The sequence below is a fragment of the Massilia sp. genome (assembly GCF_032106685.1).
In the GTDB taxonomy this organism is placed as follows: Bacteria; Pseudomonadota; Gammaproteobacteria; order Burkholderiales; family Burkholderiaceae_D; genus Telluria.
This window is the reverse complement of sequence record NZ_DAMCPG010000012.1, coordinates 74,036-93,184: the sequence shown is the minus strand read 5'-3', so window position 1 is coordinate 93,184 and position 19,149 is coordinate 74,036. Positions and strand designations below refer to the sequence as shown.

Here is a 19,149-nt window from a genome sequence, read left to right as displayed (position 1 = left end):
AAGCAGTCCATGTCCGAGAACACTCAACCAATGCCTTCCTCGCCGGCCACGCCGGACGAATACGGCGCCGCCTCGATTCAAATTCTGGAAGGCCTGGAAGCAGTCCGCAAGCGTCCGGGCATGTACATCGGCGACACCTCGGACGGGACCGGCCTGCACCACCTGGTGTTCGAAGTGCTGGACAACTCGATCGACGAGGCGCTGGCCGGCTACTGCACCGAAATCCATGTCACCATCCACTCGGATAACTCGATCTCGATCACGGATAACGGCCGCGGCATCCCGACCGGCGTCAAGATGGACGACAAGCACGAGCCGAAGCGCTCGGCGACCGAGATCGCCCTGACCGAACTGCACGCCGGCGGCAAGTTCAACCAGAACGCCTACAAGGTGTCGGGCGGCCTGCACGGCGTCGGCGTCTCGTGCGTGAACGCGCTGTCGAAGCTGCTGCGCGTGACCGTGCGCCAGAACGGCAAGATCCATCAAATGGAATTCGAGCGTGGCGTCCCGCTGAACCGCGAAATCGAAATCCGCGACGGCGTCGAAGTCTCGCCGATCAAGGTCATCGGCGACACCGACAAGCGCGGCACCGAAGTCCACTTCTGGGCCGACGAGCAGATCTTCACGACCGTCGAATTCCATTACGAGATCCTGAGCAAGCGTATTCGCGAACTCTCGTTCCTGAACAACGGCGTCAACATCAAGCTCTCGGACCAGCGCACCGGCAAGGAAGAAATCTTCGCCTTCGAAGGCGGCACCCGTGGCTTCGTCGAGTACATCAACAAGGCCAAGGCCGTGCTGCACCCGACCGTGTTCCAGGCCACCGGCGACCGCATGTCGGACAACGGCACCAACATCTCGGTGGACGTGTCGATGCAGTGGAACGACTCGTACAACGAGCAGGTGCTCTGCTTCACCAACAACATCCCGCAGCGCGACGGCGGCACCCACCTGACCGGCCTGCGTGCGGCGATGACGCGCGTGATCAACAAGTACATCGACGAGAACGAACTGGCGAAAAAGGCCAAGGTCGAAATCTCGGGCGACGACATGCGCGAAGGTCTCACCTGCGTGCTGTCCGTAAAAGTGCCGGAGCCGAAGTTCTCGTCGCAAACCAAGGATAAACTCGTGTCGTCGGAAGTGCGCGGCCCGGTCGAAGAGATCGTGGCGAAGACGCTCACCGACTTCCTGAACGAAAAGCCGAACGACGCCAAGATCATCTGCGGCAAGATCGTGGAAGCCGCGCGTGCGCGCGAAGCGGCGCGCAAGGCGCGCGACCTGACCCGCCGCAAGGGCGTGATGGACGGGCTGGGCCTGTCCTCGAAGCTGGCCGACTGCCAGGAACGCGACCCGGCCCTGGCCGAACTCTACATCGTCGAGGGTGACTCGGCAGGCGGCTCGGCAAAACAGGGCCGCGACCGCAAGTTCCAGGCGATTTTGCCGCTGCGCGGCAAGGTGCTGAACGTGGAAAAGGCGCGCTTCGAGAAGATGCTGTCGTCGGAGCAGATCACGACCCTGATCGCGACGCTGGGCACCTCGATCGGCCCGGACGAATTCAACGTCGACAAGCTGCGCTACCACCGCATCATCATCATGACCGACGCCGACGTCGACGGCGCCCACATCCGCACCCTGCTGCTGACGCTGTTCTACCGCCAGATGCCGCAGCTGGTCGAGCGCGGCCACATCTATATCGCCCAGCCGCCGCTGTACAAGGTGAAGGCCGGCCGCGACGAGCGCTACCTGAAGGACGACGTCGAGGAAGCGAGCTACATGATGATGGTGGCGCTGAACACCGCGTCGCTGATCCCGCGCGAAGGCGCCGACCCGATCACCGGCGACGCCCTGGCCGAACTGGTACGCCAGTACAACCTGGCGAACGCCATCATGATGCGCCTGACCCGCGTGATCGACCGCGCCGCCCTGACCGCGATCGTCGCCGGCGGCGTCACGCTGGACCTGACCACGCTGGACAACGCGCAGGCGTCGGCGTCGGCAATGGCGGCGGCGATCGCCGACCCGACCGTGACGGTGAGCGTGCGTTCGGACGAGCTGAGCGAAAAGCACGCCCTGCGCATCGAACGCATCCGCCACGGCAACGTGCAGGTCACCCAGATCGATGCCGATTTCGTCGCCAGCGCCGACTACGGCGTGCTGGCCGGCTCGGCCGCGACCTTCAAGGGCCTGATGGGCGAAGGCGCGATCATCCGCCGCGGCGAAGGCGAGAAGATGAAGGAATTCGCCGTCACCGACTTCCACACCGCCATGCAGTGGCTGCGCGAGGAAGCCGAACGCGGCGTGTCCAAGCAGCGTTATAAAGGTCTGGGCGAGATGAATCCGGAACAGCTGTGGGAAACCACGATGGACCCGACCGTGCGCCGCCTGCTGAAGGTGCAGATCGAGGACGCGATTGCGGCGGACCAGATCTTTACCACGCTGATGGGCGACGAAGTGGAGCCGCGTAGGAACTTCATCGAGAGCAATGCGCTGCAGGCGGGGAATATTGACGTTTGATCTCTGCTATTGCAGAAGGTGTCAAAATTCTCAAGATGAGGGCGGCAATTGTTGCAAGCCGCCCCTCCAGTCCCAACTACTTGGTCAAAAATGTCCTGATCCTTTTAATTAGCTCAGGATCGCGTAGCTGGCACTCCCATAAAACCAAAACCTCCCAGCCGGCTTCAATGAGCGCTTGCATGTTGCGTTCATCTCGAACTTTGTTCGAGCCGAGCTTTTCAAGCCAAAAGTCTGTGCGCGACTTTGGGACTCTAGCGCCGCCACAACCTACGTGTGAATGCCAGAAACAACCGTGAACGAAAATAATTTTCTTGCGTTTCGGAAAGACTAAGTCTGGTCGCCCCGGTAAGTTAGCGACGTGTAGCCGGTAGCGGAAGCCTGCACCGTGTACAAGCCGACGGACGACCATTTCCGGGCGGGTATCTTTACTACGTACCCGTGACATGATCTGGCTGCGCACAACGGCACTGACGCTGTCAACCATAAATTTCCCCTTCTTCGCGTCTCGCTATCGCAGAAAGCTTCCGCTAATATTGATGGCGCTCAACGGACATGAGTCCCTTAGTTGGGGGAAGGCGACAGATTTTTAAAGACGAGGCGTCGCAACCAACAACACCAATTTTGAATACTGTACAAACATACAGTAAAATACATCTATCCTTGACCATCAAACAAGTTACTTGTTTGATGGCTGACCTCAGCAAAATTGATGACTCCTTCGTCTTCGTATCCGTAAGCGAATATAGATATGACAATTAACTCGATTGAACTGTTTGCCGGTGCCGGAGGTTTGGCCCTCGGGTTTTCTAGTCAAAAAGATATAACCCACCGGGCGGTTGTGGAGTGGAACCACCACGCGTGCAATACTATTCGGATTAACAAAGCCGAAAAAATAGATCCTGTATCACAGTGGCCTGATGTGATACAGGGCGATGTTCGCAATTTTGATTACAGCTCTTTTCACGATATCGATCTAATAACAGGAGGCCCACCTTGCCAACCATTTTCGCTTGGTGGCAAACATGGAGGGTTTCTCGACGCTCGCGATATGTTTCCGCAGGCAGTCCGAGCAGTACGCGAAACTCAACCAAGAGCTTTCGTTTTTGAGAACGTTCAGGGATTAACGCGCGCAGCGTTTTCTGACTATTTCGGTTATATTTTGCTGCAGCTAGAATTCCCTTCACTATGCGCGCATCAGGGCGAAGAGTGGTCCCTGCACCTAGCTCGATTGCGCCAACATCAAGCGTCAGGGGCTTTAAGCGAATATCACGTACGTTGGAAGCTCGTAAATGCAGCGAACTACGGTGTTCCGCAAAAACGCATGCGTGTCTTCATCGTGGGATTCCGCGCAGATCTCGGCATACAATTCCATTTTCCCGCTGAAACACATAGCCAGCATGCACTTCTATTATCACAATGGAAGAGTGGAGACTACTGGGAGCGCCATCAGGTAGCTCAAAAAGATCGTCCGATGTTTCCAGAAACAGTCGATCGACTCATTAAAGTAAGCGAGAAGATAAACGCGGAAAGTGAGCGATGCCCGTGGTTGACAGTCCGAGATGCAATATCCGACCTACCGGATCCAGAGACAGACCCGCGTGCTCTACTAGTCCAAGCACACAAATTTCAACCCGGCGCACGGATCTATCCAGGTCATACCGGTAGCCCCTTGGATGAACCAGCAAAAGCTTTGAAGGCAGGCGATCATGGTGTCCCAGGAGGAGAAAACATGCTTCGCAGACCTGATGGTACTGTTCGGTATTTTACGGTTCGTGAATCGGCTCGTATTCAAACATTTCCCGACTCGTTCATTTTTCAGGGATCCTGGGGTGAAACGATGCGTCAACTCGGAAATGCAGTGCCCGTGCGACTAGCTTCTATCATCGCTCAGCATGTATGTGCCCATTTACGGACTGACGGACAGAATCTTTTAGAGCTTGCAGCCTAGTGCTTAGGGATTTAATTCGATACCGTGTGGATAATTTTTGTTCGTTTGATATAAAACCATACCGTAACTGATAATGGCGCCTCGCCACCCAGTCCCCAGGTGAGATACGACAGCTTGCAGGAGGTCGCGCGCAACGTGTGTGACCTCCGCGACACTAATTTTCTTTATTAGTTCGTCTGATGGCACTTCATACCTGAACACATAGGGTAATTGAGATTTCATGCTTGCAAGCACTTGTCCAAGCGGAAGACTTCCATCTTCATCCGGACAAATACTTACTGGATAGTCATCAATAATTGGATGCTGTCGATCAAATTTTCCGGGCTTTGTAGTGTCTCGTTCCTTACCTGGGTCTTTTGGCCCAAAACCAGCACCGTTCCACATGGCCGTGTACTGTTGCTTAAAGAGGCCGATGAGAATATCTTCATTAGCAGCAGTACTCATGCTCTTATCGAGCAACAACACCTTATATGTGAGCGCCTCCAAATCAATGTGACGCCTTCCAGAAAGTTTAGTCAAATGTTGCGATAAACGGTCTTTTACATTATTCGCTTTACCGATGTATCGTGGCTGGCCATCATAAATTAATAAGTACACGCCTTGCGCAGACTGAGATTCCGACTGAAATTCATTTAATTGACCAAGTGCCAGATCATTGAGGGTCGAAGCCGGCAGCGCTTCCAACGTGTCCTTCAACTGATGAGAAACCGTACGAAGAAAATCGAAAGTATATAGAGCGTACACGAGGCACCGTCGTAGGATAAAAACATGATCCTACCTTACACAGCGGACGCTAACAAATTTTTTGAACCTTTTAAACCGATATCTCTGCCGATAGGCCCCATTGACGAGACCATAAGTTTTGGTGTCGCAATTAAAGCTGTCCGGCTCCGCTCACTTTCGCTGCTGTTATTTTTTCTTCGTCAGCGTGCGGCGACTGTGCAAAAACATGCCCAATCGGCACCTCTACCCAACGATAGAATGCGGCACCAGCGATCAAACTGCTAGTCCAGCCCACCACCATACCGATGAACTGAATATGCGGCAGCTCCGGTGCAAACCGCGTGAAAGCGGCATTCACGACGAGGCACACCGGGAAGTGCACCAGGAAGACGGAATACGAAGTCCGTGCAAGGAGTTGCATGAGACGGGATATGTGCCCTGTAAGCAAGGCCGGCCTCTCACGACCGAGTAAAAGCAGTAAGCAGGCCACGGCAAACGCCACCGCAATCCGCACCCGAAAATCAACCGCCAGCGCCAGCTGTGTCGGCGCAACGATCAGCAACAACAACACCATGATCGCCACCGGTTGCCGCTTCGGATCGCTCGCCCACCAAGCCAGCGCGCCCAAGCCATAACTCGCGAAGAAGTACGGCGCCCAGATATCCCAGTCCGAGTCGCGATTGAAAAAGAACAGCGAGGCAGTGACGCCAACACCTACCAAGGCTGGCACGACCCATCGCCACTTGCTGGCTTGTCCCAGGCGTCCGGACAACCAGAGCAGCAGGCACATCAACCCATACAACTGAAAATCGATCGCGACATACCAGGCACCGGCGGACAAGGCTTCATAGCCCAGCACATCCTGCAGCAGCACCATGTGCGCGCCGAACTGGAGAAGGCTCGGCGGCGCCGAGATCGAATCGTGATCCATCCAAGCACCTGCGATATACGAGGCAAGCACCGCAAACAGCATCGCCACGATGAACGGCGGCGCCAATTTGAGATAGCGGCGCCCGATCGCGCGCAGCGGATGATCGAGGCCAGGCAGGCCGTGCGGAGAAAGGGATTTCGCGGCGAGGAAACCGCCGATGACGAGGAAGACCTGCACGGCAATCCGGGCGTCGCCCGCGAGCCAGCTGAACAGGTCGGGCGCGAGCGGCCAGGCGTGATCGGCCATCGGTCCATAGAAGGCCAGGTGATGCAGCACGATCAACTGCGCCGCCACCGCCTTCAGCACATTAATCAGTACATACTGTTTATCACCTACGCCATTTGAAACGGGCACTGCACCTGCTGCACTCATCGCGACTCCACCTGCATACTTCAACAATTCGCTCGACGTTACCCAAGCAAGACTGCTGTTGAAACTGCCGGCCGGCCGTCATCATAGCCGAGCTTGCAACTTCTCGTGCGCGCGATAGACGCGTTGGCGGGGCGTGGCGAGGGCATTCGGGCAGGTGCAGGAGTTGCGTTGTGGTACTCTCGCCCGGTACACGCATGCAGACGTCTCGCTTTCCGCATCCGATCTCGATTCGTCGAACCGTGCACAATGTCCCGTGACTAAGGCCGTTGGGGTGCCGCTGATTTGCTGATGAAATTCGAAACAAAGATCAAGGTCGCCGCCGGTGCGATCATCCTCGTCATGTCGACCGTGGCGGCCCTCCCGGTGATCGTGAATCGCCAGGTCCACGTCGTGGTGGCCGAACTGCAAAGCGCATCGGATGCCGAGCGCCTGAACCTCACGCTGCTCGAGATGTTGCTCAACGCCGAGACTGCCCAGCGCGGCTTCGTGGTGACCGGCAACCAGCGCTTCCTGGAGCCGTATTACGCCGCCGTCAACGCGATTCCCGCGACCCAGGCCGCGCTGCGCAAGGAATTGACGAGCCCGGCCGAGATCGCCCGTGTCGAAGCAATAGAGCATGCCACGGCGGCCAAGCTGCGCATCGTGGAGGAAACCATCGGCCTGCGCCGCGAAGGCGGCCTGGATGCCGCCGCCGCATTCATGGCCACCGGTACCGGCAAGGCGCAGATGGACCTGCTGCGCAAGCTGATCGGCGACGAGCTCGCCATCTACGCCAAGCGGCGCAACGACCTCGGCGGGCAATTGCTGGCCACGTCCACTACCGCCGCGAACGCCAGCCTGTTCGCCACCATCACCAATATCCTGTTCCTGGCCGCGATGCTGGTCGCCGGCCAGCGCGTGCTGCGCCAGCGCAACGCCGCCGAACTGAAGGCCAAGCAGGCCGCCGGCCAGGCCGAGGTGACGGCCGAACGCCTGGCCTCGCAGAACGACCTGCTGTTCCGCAGCGCCGAGCTGATGCACTCGCTGGAGCTGGCGGAAACGGTCGACGAATCGGCCGGCATCATCGCCAGCTATTTACCGCGCCTGCTGCCGAAGCTGTCGGGCAGCCTCTACCTGTACAACAACTCGCGCGACCTGCTGGAACGCAAGGCCGGCTGGGGCGATTTCGCCGGCGAGCCGGAAACGATCGAGGCGCTCGACTGCTGGGCGCTGCGGCGCGGCAGCCCGCACCTGTACGTCGACGGCGATGGGCTGGCGTGCCGCCATGCGGCCGACAGCAAGCTGGACCGCCTATGCCTGCCGCTGGTCACGCAGGGCGACGTCATCGGTTGCCTCACCGTCACCGGCGGCGAGCTGGCCAAAGGCGAGCCGATCCAGCACGTGTGGATCGGGCAGGTGGCCGAGCAGCTCGGCCTTGCGCTGAGCAACGTCAAACTGCGCGTCTCGCTGCGCCAGCAGTCGATCATCGACCCGCTCACCCAGCTCTACAACCGCCGCTATCTCGACGAGATCCTGAAACGCGAACTGGCGCGCTCGAGCCGCAGCGGCGTTCCACTGAGCGTGCTCGTCCTCGACCTCGACCACTTCAAGCGCATCAACGACACCTATGGCCACGAGGGCGGCGACGCCATCCTGCGCAAGGTGGCGCTGACGCTGCGCGAGAACATCCGCTCGGCCGACGTCGCCTGCCGCATGGGCGGCGAGGAAATGGTGGTGCTGCTGCCCGAATGCGGCATCGAGGACGCCATCAAGCGCGCCGACGCCCTGCGCCAGCTCATCGCCGCCGGCGAAGTGCTGCACGACGGCCAGCGCATCGGCGCGACCGCATCGATCGGGGTCGCCTCGTATCCGGCGCATGGGCACAATGTGCAGACCCTGGTGCATGCGGCCGACCTGGCGCTCTACGAAGCGAAGCATGGGGGACGCAATTGCGTGCGTGCGGCGCCGCCCGTCGGCGCCCCTGCGAATGCAGAGCGCGAGATGGCGGATAACCGGCAAGGCAAGTAAACGCCCTTCAGGCGGCATGGGTGCAATATGCAGTCATGCATGCTCTTCTACCCAGGCAGCAAGACTGCCGCGGCTGCCATTTCTTGTTCCTCTTCGTTAGCCGGCCCGGCTATTGAGGCTGCATAAGCCTGCCTCGTCGCGCCCATCCGACAATCTCCCTTGGCCATCGCAGGAATCCGCATCTTCCATGCGAAATGGCAAGAATTTTCCTAAGAAATTTCTATGGAGTCATGATGGCAATCGACGCATACCTTCACATTGAAGGGATCAAAGGTGAATCCCAGGACGACGGGCACAAGGGCTGGATCGAATGCCTGGACGTCGACTTCGGCGTCACGCAGCCGCGCAGCGCCACCGCGTCCACCGGTGGCGGCCATACCGCGGAGCGCGCCGAGTTCGACGACATCCTGATTTCGAAAATCACCGACCTGTCGACGCCGCTGCTGCTGCAGTACTGCGCGATGGGCAAGACCATCTCGAAGGCGAAATTCGAATTCATGCGCGCGGACGGCGACGGCAAGCCGATCAAGTATTTCGAGATCGACCTGGAGAACGTGCTGATCGGGATGTGCAAGCCGGGCATCAAGCCGGGCGTCGGGATGACGGAGAACCTGTGCCTGAAGTTCTCGAAGGTCAAATGGAAATACACGCAGCAGAGGATTGGCGGCGGCGTGAACGGCAGCACCTTGGGCGGGTGGGACCTGGCGGTGAACCGGGTGGCGGCATAGGCTGAATCATGCGGCTGGATACCGATAAATTTGCGAAGCACCTGCGCAAAAAGGCCGTCAGGAAAAGCCAGGGTCGATGCGCGCTTCACGTTCGCATTGCACTGCAGGCCGGCGGCGCTCGCCTGGGCGATCATCCGACCCACGCCAAGGAATACGGCCCGACCTTGCGAAGAATCGGATTCAGCGAAATCGTCGTAGCGAATCCGGACACATACAAATTCATGAAGGGCGACATTGTCGTAATCCAGCCCTACCCCGGCGGTAATAAATCCGGTCACATTGCCGCGTTCGACGGAACGCAATGGATTTCAGACTTCCTCCAGCGCGACTACTGGGGCGGCCCACACTATCGAAACCACAAGCCCAGCCATGCCTTCTATCGACAATAAACACCTGCTCGCCGCCGCGCTCTTTATTCTTGCCAGTTTCGGGGTATTTGCCGCGCCTCCATCGCCTCGTATCCTGACCGAACCCGTCCTGGGTTTGCGCTACGAAGCCGCGCGGGTGAAGTTCGATCCTCTTCCCAGCCAGCTAGTGGCGAACTGCGAGGGCCTGACCGATGCCGAAGAGTGGCACAGCATATGGTTCATCTACGCCCGGGCCCAGGATGCATCGGGCAGGACGTATTACGCTACTGGCGGCTACGACATTGCCAAACATTCTCCGGGCAAGCCGCAGTTCACCACCGGCGATGCCGGACTCATCTTTTATACGGACCGGGGCGCATGCACCACCCTCGAACAAGTGCGCAACACCTTCGATGCCCGGCTGTTCGACGAGGACATCGCCGAACCGGTCCTTAAACTGCTCGCCGCGGATTACGCAAAGCGGCTGGAACGCGCTTTCGGCGGCGCGGCAAAGCTGCGGGCCGAACTGCGCAACCAGTACATCGACAAGGACACGCTCCCGCCCGAACTGCTGGATGCCCTCAAGCCCTACCTCACCAAATAACCCTGCGCGCCTTCCGCAAGGTCAAAGCCGCATCTCCTCGCTGCGATCGAGCATCTGCAACGACGCCCGGTCGCTCATTACCAGCACCAGCTTCAATCTCGCCCGCGTCATGCCGACGAATAGCTTGCGCAGCACCAGCTCGTCCATTTGCTCGAAATCGATCTCGGTGAAGATCAGGCAAGGCGCGCTCTGCCCTTTGAAACGGTAGACCGACTCGGCCAGCAGGCCGCCCTCGCGGAACACCGGGTTGCCGAACAGGTCGTATTCGCCCGTGAACGAGCGCAGCGTGTGGGCGTCGCTGAGTTTATCGAGGTTCAGGATGGCCGATTTTTCGCGGCCGCGGAAGGAGCAGATCGCGATGTCCTGGCGCTGGAAGCCGGCCTGCAGGCAGGCGGTCACGGCGCGCCGGGTCTGGGCCAGCATGGCCTCGACGTCGCCTTCCGGGTAGGTCAGCTCCTCGATGTCGGCGCCCTTGAAGGGGCTGCCAGCCTCCACCGGCTGGCGCGCGGCGCCGAGCGACTGCAGCATGCTGACGATCTGGCGCGGACTGCGAAAGTTGGTGTTCGAATGCAGCACCACCCAGCCGGGCAGCGGCACCATGGCGCGGCCGTACAGGTTCTGGTCCGGGTCTTCCAGCCAGATCGCACGGCCGTTTTCCTTCAGCATCGAGAGCACGATGTCGCGCCAGGCGATCGAAAAATCCTGGCCCTCGTCGACGATCAGCACGTCGAACTGCCAGGTTTCCGGCAGCTTGGCCGAGGCCAGCGCGCCTTCGATCTTGTCCCAGACGTCGGGCGAAGCATAATCGGGCGTGACGTCCTGGGCGCGCATGTAGGCGTCGCTGAGCATGTGGAAGGTGGCCACGCGTCCGCCGGGCGGCATCAGGCGCTCGATGTGGTCGGCCAGCGGCCGGTTGAAGCACACGTACAGCGGGCGCAGGCCGGCGTCGATCGCGGCCGTGTATTCGGCCAGCGCCAGCTGGGTCTTGCCGCTGCCGGCCGTGCCCACAACGCGCAGGCGGAACGGAGAAAATTCAAGCCGGCGCGCCCAGGTGGCCAATCCTCCCGACAGGCGCGTGACCATCTGCGCCGCCGAGCCGATCATCGCGCTCGGGTCGGGGCGCAGGCTGAGGGTGTCGCCGAGGAAGCGCGTGACCTTGTCGAAGTCCTCGGTCTTGTCCGTGATCGGCAGCGCCGCGCGGATCACCTGGGCCAGGCGGCCCTTGCGCGTCGCGTCGATGATGTGCGCGGGGTCGATGCCGGCCAGCTGCGGGTCGCGCACGATGTAGTCGGGGCAGTACAGCAGGTAGTCGATCGACAGCTCGCCCTGGTAGCGCCGGGTCAGGCCTTCGATGGTGTGCAGGATCTGGTTGCGGATCTTCCGTGGCTTACCTTGGTAGTTCTTGACCATGCCGTCGCGCGTCTCGTTGAGAAAGCCCGCGACCTGCTCGATCAGCAGCATGCGCCCGTTCGGCGCGAGGATGATGAAGTCGACGTCGCCATACACCGAGTAGCCCTGCTCGACATTGGTCCAGTGCACGCCATGGTAGATGACGTAAGGCGTATCGGACAGGCGCTGCTCGAGGAAGGCCAGGGTTTCGATCTCGCGCGCGGCGCTGCCGGTCACGGACATCTCGCGCCAGCCGACAGGGTGGATTTGGGCCATGGTGTGCTCCGGCATCTGCCGTGAAGGGAATGACAAGATTGTAAAGGTGTTCACGCGAAGCAAACACACTATTGGCGGGCCTTGTCGAGGGAGCGCACGGCTGCGCCGCAAGGGCTTACCCAGTTTCCATAAGCTACAATCGTCCAGGCAATTACGCTAGCGACTGGACGTTTACATGAAGCCACATGGTGAAGGCTTGGATTTCGATGGTTTGAAGCACGTCCTGTCGCTCGCGGTACGCGGCGCCTCCTATGACGAGACCCTGCAAAGCCTGCTCGACGAAGCGCGCCGCCTGGCCGGCGGACAGGCCTGGACTGCGCTTTGCCTGCTCGACGCCGCCGCCGGCCGGCTGCGCCTGACCGGCGCGAGCGGCTTGCCGCCGGATTTCGCCGCCGCGCTGGCGCTGCTGCCGGTGGGACCGCACGAAGGCGTCTGCGGCCAGGCGGCGCACTCGGGCGCAGTCGTCGTCGTCGAGGACGTACTGGCCGAGCCGCGGCTGCGGCCCTGGCATGCGCTGTTCATGGCGCACGATGTGCGTGCCTGCTGGTCGTTCCCGCTGCACTCGCCGGGCGGACGGGTGCTCGGCACCCTCGCCTTCTACCATCCGGCGCCGCAGCTTCCCGGCGCCGCGCTGACGAGCGAAATCGGCTACTTCTCCGACCTGGTCGCCCTGCTGGCCGAACGCCACCTGCGCGAACAGGAGAACGAGGCGCGCCACGCGCGCGCGCAGCGCGAACTGGCGGCGATGGCGGCCGCGTCGGAGCGCGAGCGCAGGCTGTACGAGACCGTGCTGTCGAACACGCCGGACCTGGTCTACGTGTTCGACCTCGAACACCGCTTCACCTACGCCAACGCGGTGCTGCTGCAGATGTGGGGCAGGACGCGCGAGGAAGCGCTCGGCAAGAACTGCCTCGAACTGGGCTACCCGGACTGGCACGCCGCCATGCACGACCGCGAGATCGAGCAGGTGAAGGCAACCAAGGCGCCGATCCGCGGCGAGGTGCCCTTCAACGGCACCTTCGGGCGCCGCATCTACGACTACATCTTCGTGCCGATCATCGGGCCCGATGGCGAAGTCGAGGCCGTGGCCGGCACCACCCGCGACGTTACCGAGCGCAAGCGCTTCGAGGAAGAGCTGCGCGACAGCGAGCAGCGCTTCCGCACGATCACCAACGCGATGCCGCAGATGGTGTGGACGGCGCTGCCGGACGGGACGATCGACTACCACAACGAGCAGTTCTACGATTTCGTCGGGCTGGAACCCGGCGCGGCCGAAGGCAGGACCTGGGCCGAGGACATGCTGCACCCGGACGACCAGGCCGGCGCCGGCGCGGCATGGGCGCACAGCGTCGCCAGCGGCACGTCCTACGAGATGACCTACCGCCTGCGCCACCGCTCGGGCGACTACCGCTGGATCCTGGCGCGCGCCCTGCCCCTGCACAACGAGGCCGGCGCCGTCATCAAATGGCTGGGCACCGACACCGACATCCACGAGAAGAAGCTGGCCGAGGAGGCGCTGCAGGAAGCGAACCACCGCAAGGACGAGTTCCTGGCGATGCTGGCGCACGAGCTGCGCAACCCGCTGGCGCCGATCAGCGCGGCGGCCCAGGTGCTGCGCCTGGCGCCCGGCCAGCCGGACAAGGTGCGCCAGTACAGCGACGTGATCGCGCGCCAGGTGAACCACATGACGACGCTGGTGAACGACCTGCTCGACGTCTCGCGCGTCACGCGCGGCATGGTGCAGCTGGAGATGGCCGAGGTCGACGTCAAGGCGGTCGTCACCCAGGCCGCCGAGCAGGTCCATCCCTTGATCGAGGCCGGCAAGCACGCGCTGGTGGTGCAACTGGGCACGGCGCGCGCGAGCGTGCTGGGCGACCGCGCGCGCCTGATCCAGGTCACGGCCAACCTGCTGGCCAATGCGGCCAAGTACACGCCCGCCGGCGGTAAGATCATGCTGACGGTGACGCCGGCCGGCGGCAAGGTCAGGATCGACGTCGCCGACAACGGCAGCGGCATCGACGGCGACCTGCTGCCGCAGGTGTTCGACCTGTTCGTGCAGGGCAAGCGCACGCCCGACCGGGCCCAGGGCGGCCTCGGCCTGGGGCTGGCGCTGGTGAAGAACATCGTCGCCATGCACGGCGGCCAGGTGCGGGCGCACAGCGAAGGCGTTGGACACGGCAGCACCTTCACGGTGGAACTGCCGCTGGCGTCCAGTACGGCTGCGGCGCCCGCCACGCCGGCGGCGCCCTCGCCCGCGGCCGTGCGCGGACGGCGCCGCATCCTGCTGGTGGACGACAACGTCGATGCCGCCCAGACCCTGGCCGCCCTGCTCGAAACGGCCGGCCACGTGGTCCGGACCGTCAACGACCCGCGCGCCGCCCTGGCTGCCGCGGCGACGCAATTGCAGGACGCATTCATCCTCGACATCGGCATGTCCGGCATCGACGGCCACGCCCTCGCCCGCCAGCTGCGCAGCCAGCCGGCGCTGGCGGGCGCCGTCTACATCGCGCTGACCGGCTACGGCCAGGCCAGCGACCGCGCCTCCTCGCGCGACGCCGGGTTCGACCATCACCTGGTCAAGCCGGTCGATGCGGTGCGCTTGCTGGCGGTGCTCGATTCTCAGGATGAGCAGCCTGTGCGCTGACCCGTAGGGTGGGCACGCCGTGCCCACGCGGAGATAGTTAGCGGCAAGACAGCGCGCCCTGTTACCCATGCGTCAACCATCCCCGCGCGGGCGGTGAATCCGCCCACCCTACCGCGTCGCGCACTTTTGTACTATCATAAGTTACATGAGACGCGACAGCAAACTTTCCTCGGTCCTGCACTTGCTCCTGCACATGGCCCACAGCGACCGGCCGCTCACTTCCGACGAGCTGGCCGGCTTCCTGCAAACCAATCCGGTGCTGGTGCGGCGCACGCTGGCCGGCCTGCGCGAGCGCGGCTATGTCGGCTCGGGCAAGGGCCACGGCGGCGGCTGGGTCGTCACGGCCGACCTGGGCCGGGTCACCCTGCGCGACATCTACGAGGCCGTCGGTTCGCCCACCGTGTTCGCGATGGGCAACCGGGTCGATCATCCGGAATGCCTGGTCGAGAAAGTGGTCAATCAGTCGCTGGCCTCGGCGTTCGACGATGCCGAGGCTCTATTGATCAGCCGCTTCGCCGGCGTCACGCTGGCCGAGCTGTCCGAACGCTTCAATGCGCAGTACGCCCAACCGCAGTACGCCCAACATCGAGGAGACCACCATGTCCACCATCCCGAATGAGGCCGACTTCGACGCGATCGTCGTCGGCGGCAGCTATGCCGGCCTATCGGCCGCGCTGCAACTGGCGCGCGCGCGCCGCCGCGTGCTGGTCGTCGATACCGGCCAGCGCCGCAACCGTTTTGCGCACCACTCGCACGGCTTCCTGACGCAGGACGGCGCCGAGGCTGCCGCCATTGCCGCACTGGGCCGCACGCAACTGCAGGCCTACCCCACCGTGTCCTGGCGCGAAGGCGGCGCGACGCACGCCGCGGCCGGGGAAGAAGGCTTCGAGGTCACGCTGGTCGACGGCGCGCGCGTGTCCGGACGCCGCCTGGTGCTGGCCACCGGCGTCGTCGACGAGCTGCCGCCCGTCGAGGGCCTGGCCGAGCGCTGGGGCCGCACCGTGTTCCATTGCCCCTACTGCCACGGCTACGAGCTGGACGAAGGCGAGATCGGCGTCGTCGCCAGCAGCGAGCTGGCCATGCACCACGCCCTGCTGCTGCCGGACTGGGGCCGCGTCACCTTGTTCCTGAACGGTGCCTTCGAGCCGGATGCGGCCCAGCTGGCGGCGCTGGCCAGCCGCGGCGTGACGCTCGAACGCACGCTGGTCGCCCGCATCGCCGGCCATGCCGACGTGGTCCTGCACGACGGCCGCACGCTGCCGATGGCCGGGCTGTTCGTGATGCCGCAGATGCGCATGGCCAGCCCGCTGGCGCAGCAGCTCGGCTGCGCGATGGAGACCGGGCATGCCGGCGCGTTCGTGCGCACCGATGCGATGCAGGCCAGCAGCGTTCCCGGCGTGTTCTGCTGCGGCGACATGGCGCGCGCCGCCGGCAACGTGGCCTTTGCCGTGGCCGCCGGCACGATGGCGGGCGCGGCCGCGCACCGCTCGCTGATCGCGGAGCTGAACGCCTGAACGTAGGGTGGGCGGCTTCGCCGCCGACGCGGTGATAGCTTGCAGCAAGATCATCGCGCGCGAAACGGCGCCGTGATCGATCACCGCGTGGGCACGATGTGCCCACCCTACTGGCCTGAATTGACGTAGGGTGGGCACCCGTGCCCACGCGGTGATAGTTCGCAGCAAGATCAGCCCGCGCGAAACGGGGCCGTGATCGATCACCGCATGGGCACGATGTGCCCACCCTACCCCTCCTGCCGGGTTGCCATTGGTGCTAGACTGCTCGCGCCGATGGCATGTGCCATTCGCACGACCAACGCCAACGCCGACCGATCTCCGATGCCCCTGCAATCGATGCGCGATTCATCCCTGCTCAGCTACCTCACGTCCAGCACCATCGTCACCGCCACCTGCATCCTCGGCCTGCTCTACTTCGGCCGCGACGTGCTCGAACCGCTGGCGCTGGCATCGATCCTGAGCCTGGTGCTCGCGCCGCTGATCCGCACCCTGCGCCGCGTCGGCCTGCCGCAGCTGCCGGCAACGCTGCTGTCGGTGGTGCTGGCGGGCACCTGCGTGGTCGGCATCAGCACCATCCTCGCCTTCCAGCTGGTCGCCGTCACGCGCGACCTGCCGCAGTACCGCGCCGCGATCAAGTCGAAGGTGGAGAAGGTGCGCGAGATGACCGAACGCCCGTTCGCGCGCCTCGAGGCCGAGCTGAGCGCGGTCGCGCCGCAGGTGGCGCCGCCGCCGGCGCCGCCGGTCACCGTGCGCCGCGGCACGCTCACCACGGCGGCGAACCAGCCGCTGCCGGTCGAGATCCGCGCCCCGCGCGCCACCACCCGCGACACCCTGGCGCGCCTGTTCTCGCTGGCCTGGGGGCCGATCGGCGAGGCCGGCCTGGTGCTGGTGCTGCTGGTGTTCATCCTGCTCGAACACGAATCGCTGCGCGACCGCGCGATCCGGCTCGCCGGCCAGGCGGAGATCAGCCGCACCGTGCGCGCGCTGTCCGACGCCACGCGCGGCGTGTCGCGCTTCTTCCTGTCGCAGTTCATCGTCAATCTCACCTTCGGCGCCCTGATCGGCGCGGTGCTGTGGGCCTTCGGCGTGCCGCACGCCTTCCTGTGGGGCGCGCTGAGCGGCCTGATGCGCTTCGTGCCCTACCTCGGCATCATGGCCGCCGGCGCCATGATCGCGGTGTTCGTGGCGGCGATCGACCCCGGCTGGACGCTGGCGCTGTCCTGCCTGGCCGTGTTCGTCGCGCTCGAACTGCTGGTGGCGAACGTGATCGAACCGAAGGTGTATGGCCACAGCTCGGGCCTGTCGCCGCTGGCGGTGATCGTCTCGGCGCTGTTCTGGGGCGCGATGTGGGGCCCGGTCGGCCTGCTGCTGTCGACCCCGCTGACCTTGTGCCTGGTCGTGGCCGGGCGCCACGTGCGCGCGCTGGAACCCGTCACCATCCTGCTCGGCGAGGTGCCGAACGTGACCACCGCGCAGCGCTTCTACCAGCGCGTGCTGAGCGGCGACCGTCACGCGATCATCGAGGATGCGAAAACCTACCTCGAGCGCCACAGCTTCGCCCGCTATTGCGACCAGGTGCTGCTGCCGGGCGTGGTGCTGGCCGCGGCCGAGCAGCGCAGCGGCCAGATCGACGCCGCCCAGGTCGAGCACATCCGCGCCACCATCGCCGACGTCGCCGCCACCCTGACGCCGGTCTCGGGCGCGCCGGGCAAGAGCCGCAAGCGCCAGCGCGTGTCCCTGCTCGACGCCAACATCGGCGCCCACCTGCGCCAGATGCGCGAGGAACGCCTCGGACGCTGGCAGGGTTCGCTCGACGTGCCGGCGCGCTCGATCGTGCTGTGCGCCGGCCTCGGCACCGAGCGCGACGACGTACTCTGCGAGTTGCTGGTGCGCGCCCTGCGCGAGGTCGACATCGATGCGCGCAGCAGTGTGGTCGGCGCCGAGCAGGAAAGCCCGGGGCCGGACGCGGCCGACCTGATCTCGACCGTGTTCATCACCTACCCGGTCGAGTCAACGCTGGCGCAGTGGCGCGAAGCGACGCGCGACCTGCACGCGCGCCTGCCGAACGTGCTGCTGGTGACGGTGCGCCTGCCGTTCGGCGAGACCACGGTCGCCCAGGCCGAGGTGCAGGAACACGTCGACATGGTGCTGCGCTCCTTCGAGGAATGCCTGGCGTTCGTGACGCCGGAACGCGGCGCCCAACAGTCCGCCGCCTGAGTCCGTCGGGGTAGCGCGGCAGGCGTCGCGGGGGCCTGCCGCGCCATTGTGTATCATGCAGGCGCCTACCTTCGTCCCGCTGCCAGCATGACTTACCGTCTCGCCATTTTCGACTTCGACGGCACGCTCGCCGATTCCTTTCCCTTCTTCCTGAGCGTGTTCAACCAGATCGCCGACCAGCACGGTTTCGGGCGCATCGACGTCACGCAGGTCGAGCGCCTGCGCCGCTACGAGCCGCGCGAGATGATGCGCCAGGTCGGCATGCCGACCTGGAAACTGCCGCTGGCCGCCGCGAGCTTCAAGGCCCTGATGCGCCAGAACGCCGGTCAGGTCCGCCTGTTCCCGCAGGTCGACCATGCGCTGCGCGAACTGGCGCGCGGCGACATCGGGCTGACCATCGTGTCGTCGAATTCCGAAGAGAACGTGCGGCAAGTGCTGGGGCCGGAACTGGCTTCCCTGATCAGCCAGTACGAATGCGGCATGTCGATCTTCGGCAAGACCTCGCGCATCCGCAAGGTCGTGAAACGCGCCGCGGTCGCGCCCAGCGCCGCGCTCTACATCGGCGACCAGGCCACTGACGCCCAGGCCGCGCGCAAGGCCGGCGTCGCCTTCGCCGCGGTGCACTGGGGCTATGCGCCGATCGAGGTGCTGCGCAAGGTGGCGCCCGAGCACGAGTTCGACCTGCCGGCCTCGCTGGCGGCGATTGCGACCTTGCAGGCCAGGTTCGAACAGGAATCCTGATTCTTCGTCGGCGTCGAAGCTGACGCGTAGGGTGGACGGCTTCGCCGTCCACGCGTCGATCGTTACCGGTCGACGGATTACCCGCGATGATCTTGCCGCCGACTATCACCGCGTGGACGGGCAACCCGTCCACCCTACGCCCCTGATCCACCCGTCCAGATTTGCTCCCGTCCTGCAAGAAATTACTTCGCATG

The 19,149-nt window shown here is 63.5% G+C and carries 15 protein-coding genes; 11 read left to right on the top strand and 4 right to left on the bottom strand.

The window, feature by feature from the left end; translation table 11 throughout:
• The first annotated feature begins 9 nt into the window (after positions 1 to 9).
• Positions 10 to 2,514: a DNA topoisomerase (ATP-hydrolyzing) subunit B gene (gene gyrB / locus RT688_RS09535; RefSeq protein ID WP_313704636.1), complete on the top strand. Its 2,505-nt coding sequence runs from the start codon at positions 10 to 12 to the stop codon at positions 2,512 to 2,514.
• 76 nt (positions 2,515 to 2,590) lie between these two features.
• Here gyrB and RT688_RS09530 read toward each other — a convergent pair whose 3' ends face one another.
• On the bottom strand, positions 2,591 to 2,998 hold the full coding sequence (locus RT688_RS09530; protein ID WP_313704635.1) for a DNA mismatch endonuclease Vsr: 408 nt from the start codon (positions 2,996 to 2,998) through the stop codon (positions 2,591 to 2,593).
• A 264-nt stretch (positions 2,999 to 3,262) separates the two neighbouring features.
• On the opposite strand from RT688_RS09530, the gene RT688_RS09525 reads away from it, so the two are divergent.
• A complete protein-coding gene (locus RT688_RS09525) occupies positions 3,263 to 4,462 on the top strand; it encodes a DNA cytosine methyltransferase (RefSeq protein ID WP_313704634.1) in 1,200 nt (399 codons plus the stop codon).
• A 3-nt stretch (positions 4,463 to 4,465) separates the two neighbouring features.
• Here the strand turns inward: RT688_RS09525 and RT688_RS09520 are convergent, their stop codons facing one another.
• Both RT688_RS09520 and RT688_RS09515 read right to left on the bottom strand, forming a co-directional pair.
• Positions 4,466 to 5,146, bottom strand: a complete 681-nt coding sequence (locus tag RT688_RS09520; RefSeq protein ID WP_313704633.1) for an Eco29kI family restriction endonuclease — start codon at positions 5,144 to 5,146, stop codon at positions 4,466 to 4,468.
• A 190-nt stretch (positions 5,147 to 5,336) separates the two neighbouring features.
• A complete protein-coding gene (locus tag RT688_RS09515; RefSeq protein ID WP_313704632.1) occupies positions 5,337 to 6,488 on the bottom strand; it encodes an acyltransferase in 1,152 nt (383 codons plus the stop codon).
• A 288-nt stretch (positions 6,489 to 6,776) separates the two neighbouring features.
• Between RT688_RS09515 and RT688_RS09510 the strand changes: the two genes are divergently transcribed.
• The 4 genes from RT688_RS09510 to RT688_RS09495 all read left to right on the top strand — a co-directional run bounded on the left by RT688_RS09510 (position 6,777) and on the right by RT688_RS09495 (position 10,174).
• The gene (locus RT688_RS09510; protein WP_313704631.1) at positions 6,777 to 8,495 is read left to right on the top strand and encodes a diguanylate cyclase; all 1,719 of its coding nucleotides are present in this window, start codon (positions 6,777 to 6,779) and stop codon (positions 8,493 to 8,495) included.
• A 233-nt stretch (positions 8,496 to 8,728) separates the two neighbouring features.
• Entirely contained in the window at positions 8,729 to 9,223 is a 495-nt protein-coding gene (locus RT688_RS09505) for a type VI secretion system tube protein Hcp (protein ID WP_313704630.1), read from the top strand.
• Between the two features lie 8 nt (positions 9,224 to 9,231).
• Positions 9,232 to 9,612, top strand: coding sequence for a hypothetical protein (locus RT688_RS09500; RefSeq protein WP_313704629.1), 381 nt, complete (start codon positions 9,232 to 9,234; stop codon positions 9,610 to 9,612).
• The gene (locus RT688_RS09495) at positions 9,593 to 10,174 is read left to right on the top strand and encodes a hypothetical protein (RefSeq protein ID WP_313704628.1); all 582 of its coding nucleotides are present in this window, start codon (positions 9,593 to 9,595) and stop codon (positions 10,172 to 10,174) included. Before RT688_RS09500 ends, RT688_RS09495 begins: the two co-directional genes overlap by 20 nt.
• A 21-nt stretch (positions 10,175 to 10,195) precedes the next feature.
• Here RT688_RS09495 and RT688_RS09490 read toward each other — a convergent pair whose 3' ends face one another.
• The gene (locus tag RT688_RS09490) at positions 10,196 to 11,839 is read right to left on the bottom strand and encodes an ATP-binding domain-containing protein (protein WP_313704627.1); all 1,644 of its coding nucleotides are present in this window, start codon (positions 11,837 to 11,839) and stop codon (positions 10,196 to 10,198) included.
• Between the two features lie 175 nt (positions 11,840 to 12,014).
• On the opposite strand from RT688_RS09490, the gene RT688_RS09485 reads away from it, so the two are divergent.
• The 5 genes from RT688_RS09485 (at position 12,015) to RT688_RS09465 (ending at position 18,955) form a co-directional block, all read left to right on the top strand.
• A complete protein-coding gene (locus RT688_RS09485) occupies positions 12,015 to 14,483 on the top strand; it encodes a PAS domain S-box protein (protein WP_313704626.1) in 2,469 nt (822 codons plus the stop codon).
• Between the two features lie 145 nt (positions 14,484 to 14,628).
• Complete coding sequence (locus tag RT688_RS09480; protein WP_313704625.1) at positions 14,629 to 15,102, top strand: Rrf2 family transcriptional regulator; 474 nt, start codon at positions 14,629 to 14,631, stop codon at positions 15,100 to 15,102.
• A complete protein-coding gene (locus RT688_RS09475; protein ID WP_313704624.1) occupies positions 15,083 to 15,997 on the top strand; it encodes an NAD(P)/FAD-dependent oxidoreductase in 915 nt (304 codons plus the stop codon). The genes RT688_RS09480 and RT688_RS09475 overlap by 20 nt, the downstream gene beginning before the upstream one ends.
• Before the next feature lie 336 nt (positions 15,998 to 16,333).
• A complete protein-coding gene (locus tag RT688_RS09470) occupies positions 16,334 to 18,214 on the top strand; it encodes an AI-2E family transporter (protein WP_313704623.1) in 1,881 nt (626 codons plus the stop codon).
• A gap of 87 nt (positions 18,215 to 18,301) precedes the next feature.
• Positions 18,302 to 18,955: an HAD hydrolase-like protein gene (locus RT688_RS09465; protein WP_313704622.1), complete on the top strand. Its 654-nt coding sequence runs from the start codon at positions 18,302 to 18,304 to the stop codon at positions 18,953 to 18,955.
• The last annotated feature ends 194 nt before the right edge of the window (positions 18,956 to 19,149 follow it).

Excerpts from the sequence above, each read along its gene's own strand:
- RT688_RS09510 (WP_313704631.1), top strand. The coding sequence starts at position 6,777 with ATGAAATTCGAAACAAAGATCAAGGTCGCCGCCGGTGCGATCATCCTC.
- RT688_RS09465 (WP_313704622.1), top strand. The coding sequence starts at position 18,302 with ATGACTTACCGTCTCGCCATTTTCGACTTCGACGGCACGCTCGCCGAT.
- RT688_RS09470 (WP_313704623.1), top strand. The coding sequence starts at position 16,334 with ATGCGCGATTCATCCCTGCTCAGCTACCTCACGTCCAGCACCATCGTC.
- RT688_RS09530 (WP_313704635.1), bottom strand. The coding sequence starts at position 2,998 with ATGGTTGACAGCGTCAGTGCCGTTGTGCGCAGCCAGATCATGTCACGG.
- RT688_RS09525 (WP_313704634.1), top strand. The coding sequence starts at position 3,263 with ATGACAATTAACTCGATTGAACTGTTTGCCGGTGCCGGAGGTTTGGCC.
- RT688_RS09500 (WP_313704629.1), top strand. The coding sequence starts at position 9,232 with ATGCGGCTGGATACCGATAAATTTGCGAAGCACCTGCGCAAAAAGGCC.
- RT688_RS09485 (WP_313704626.1), top strand. The coding sequence starts at position 12,015 with ATGAAGCCACATGGTGAAGGCTTGGATTTCGATGGTTTGAAGCACGTC.
- RT688_RS09490 (WP_313704627.1), bottom strand. The coding sequence starts at position 11,839 with ATGGCCCAAATCCACCCTGTCGGCTGGCGCGAGATGTCCGTGACCGGC.
- RT688_RS09515 (WP_313704632.1), bottom strand. The coding sequence starts at position 6,488 with ATGAGTGCAGCAGGTGCAGTGCCCGTTTCAAATGGCGTAGGTGATAAA.
- RT688_RS09480 (WP_313704625.1), top strand. The coding sequence starts at position 14,629 with ATGAGACGCGACAGCAAACTTTCCTCGGTCCTGCACTTGCTCCTGCAC.
- RT688_RS09505 (WP_313704630.1), top strand. The coding sequence starts at position 8,729 with ATGGCAATCGACGCATACCTTCACATTGAAGGGATCAAAGGTGAATCC.
- RT688_RS09475 (WP_313704624.1), top strand. The coding sequence starts at position 15,083 with ATGTCCACCATCCCGAATGAGGCCGACTTCGACGCGATCGTCGTCGGC.
- RT688_RS09495 (WP_313704628.1), top strand. The coding sequence starts at position 9,593 with ATGCCTTCTATCGACAATAAACACCTGCTCGCCGCCGCGCTCTTTATT.
- gyrB (WP_313704636.1), top strand. The coding sequence starts at position 10 with ATGTCCGAGAACACTCAACCAATGCCTTCCTCGCCGGCCACGCCGGAC.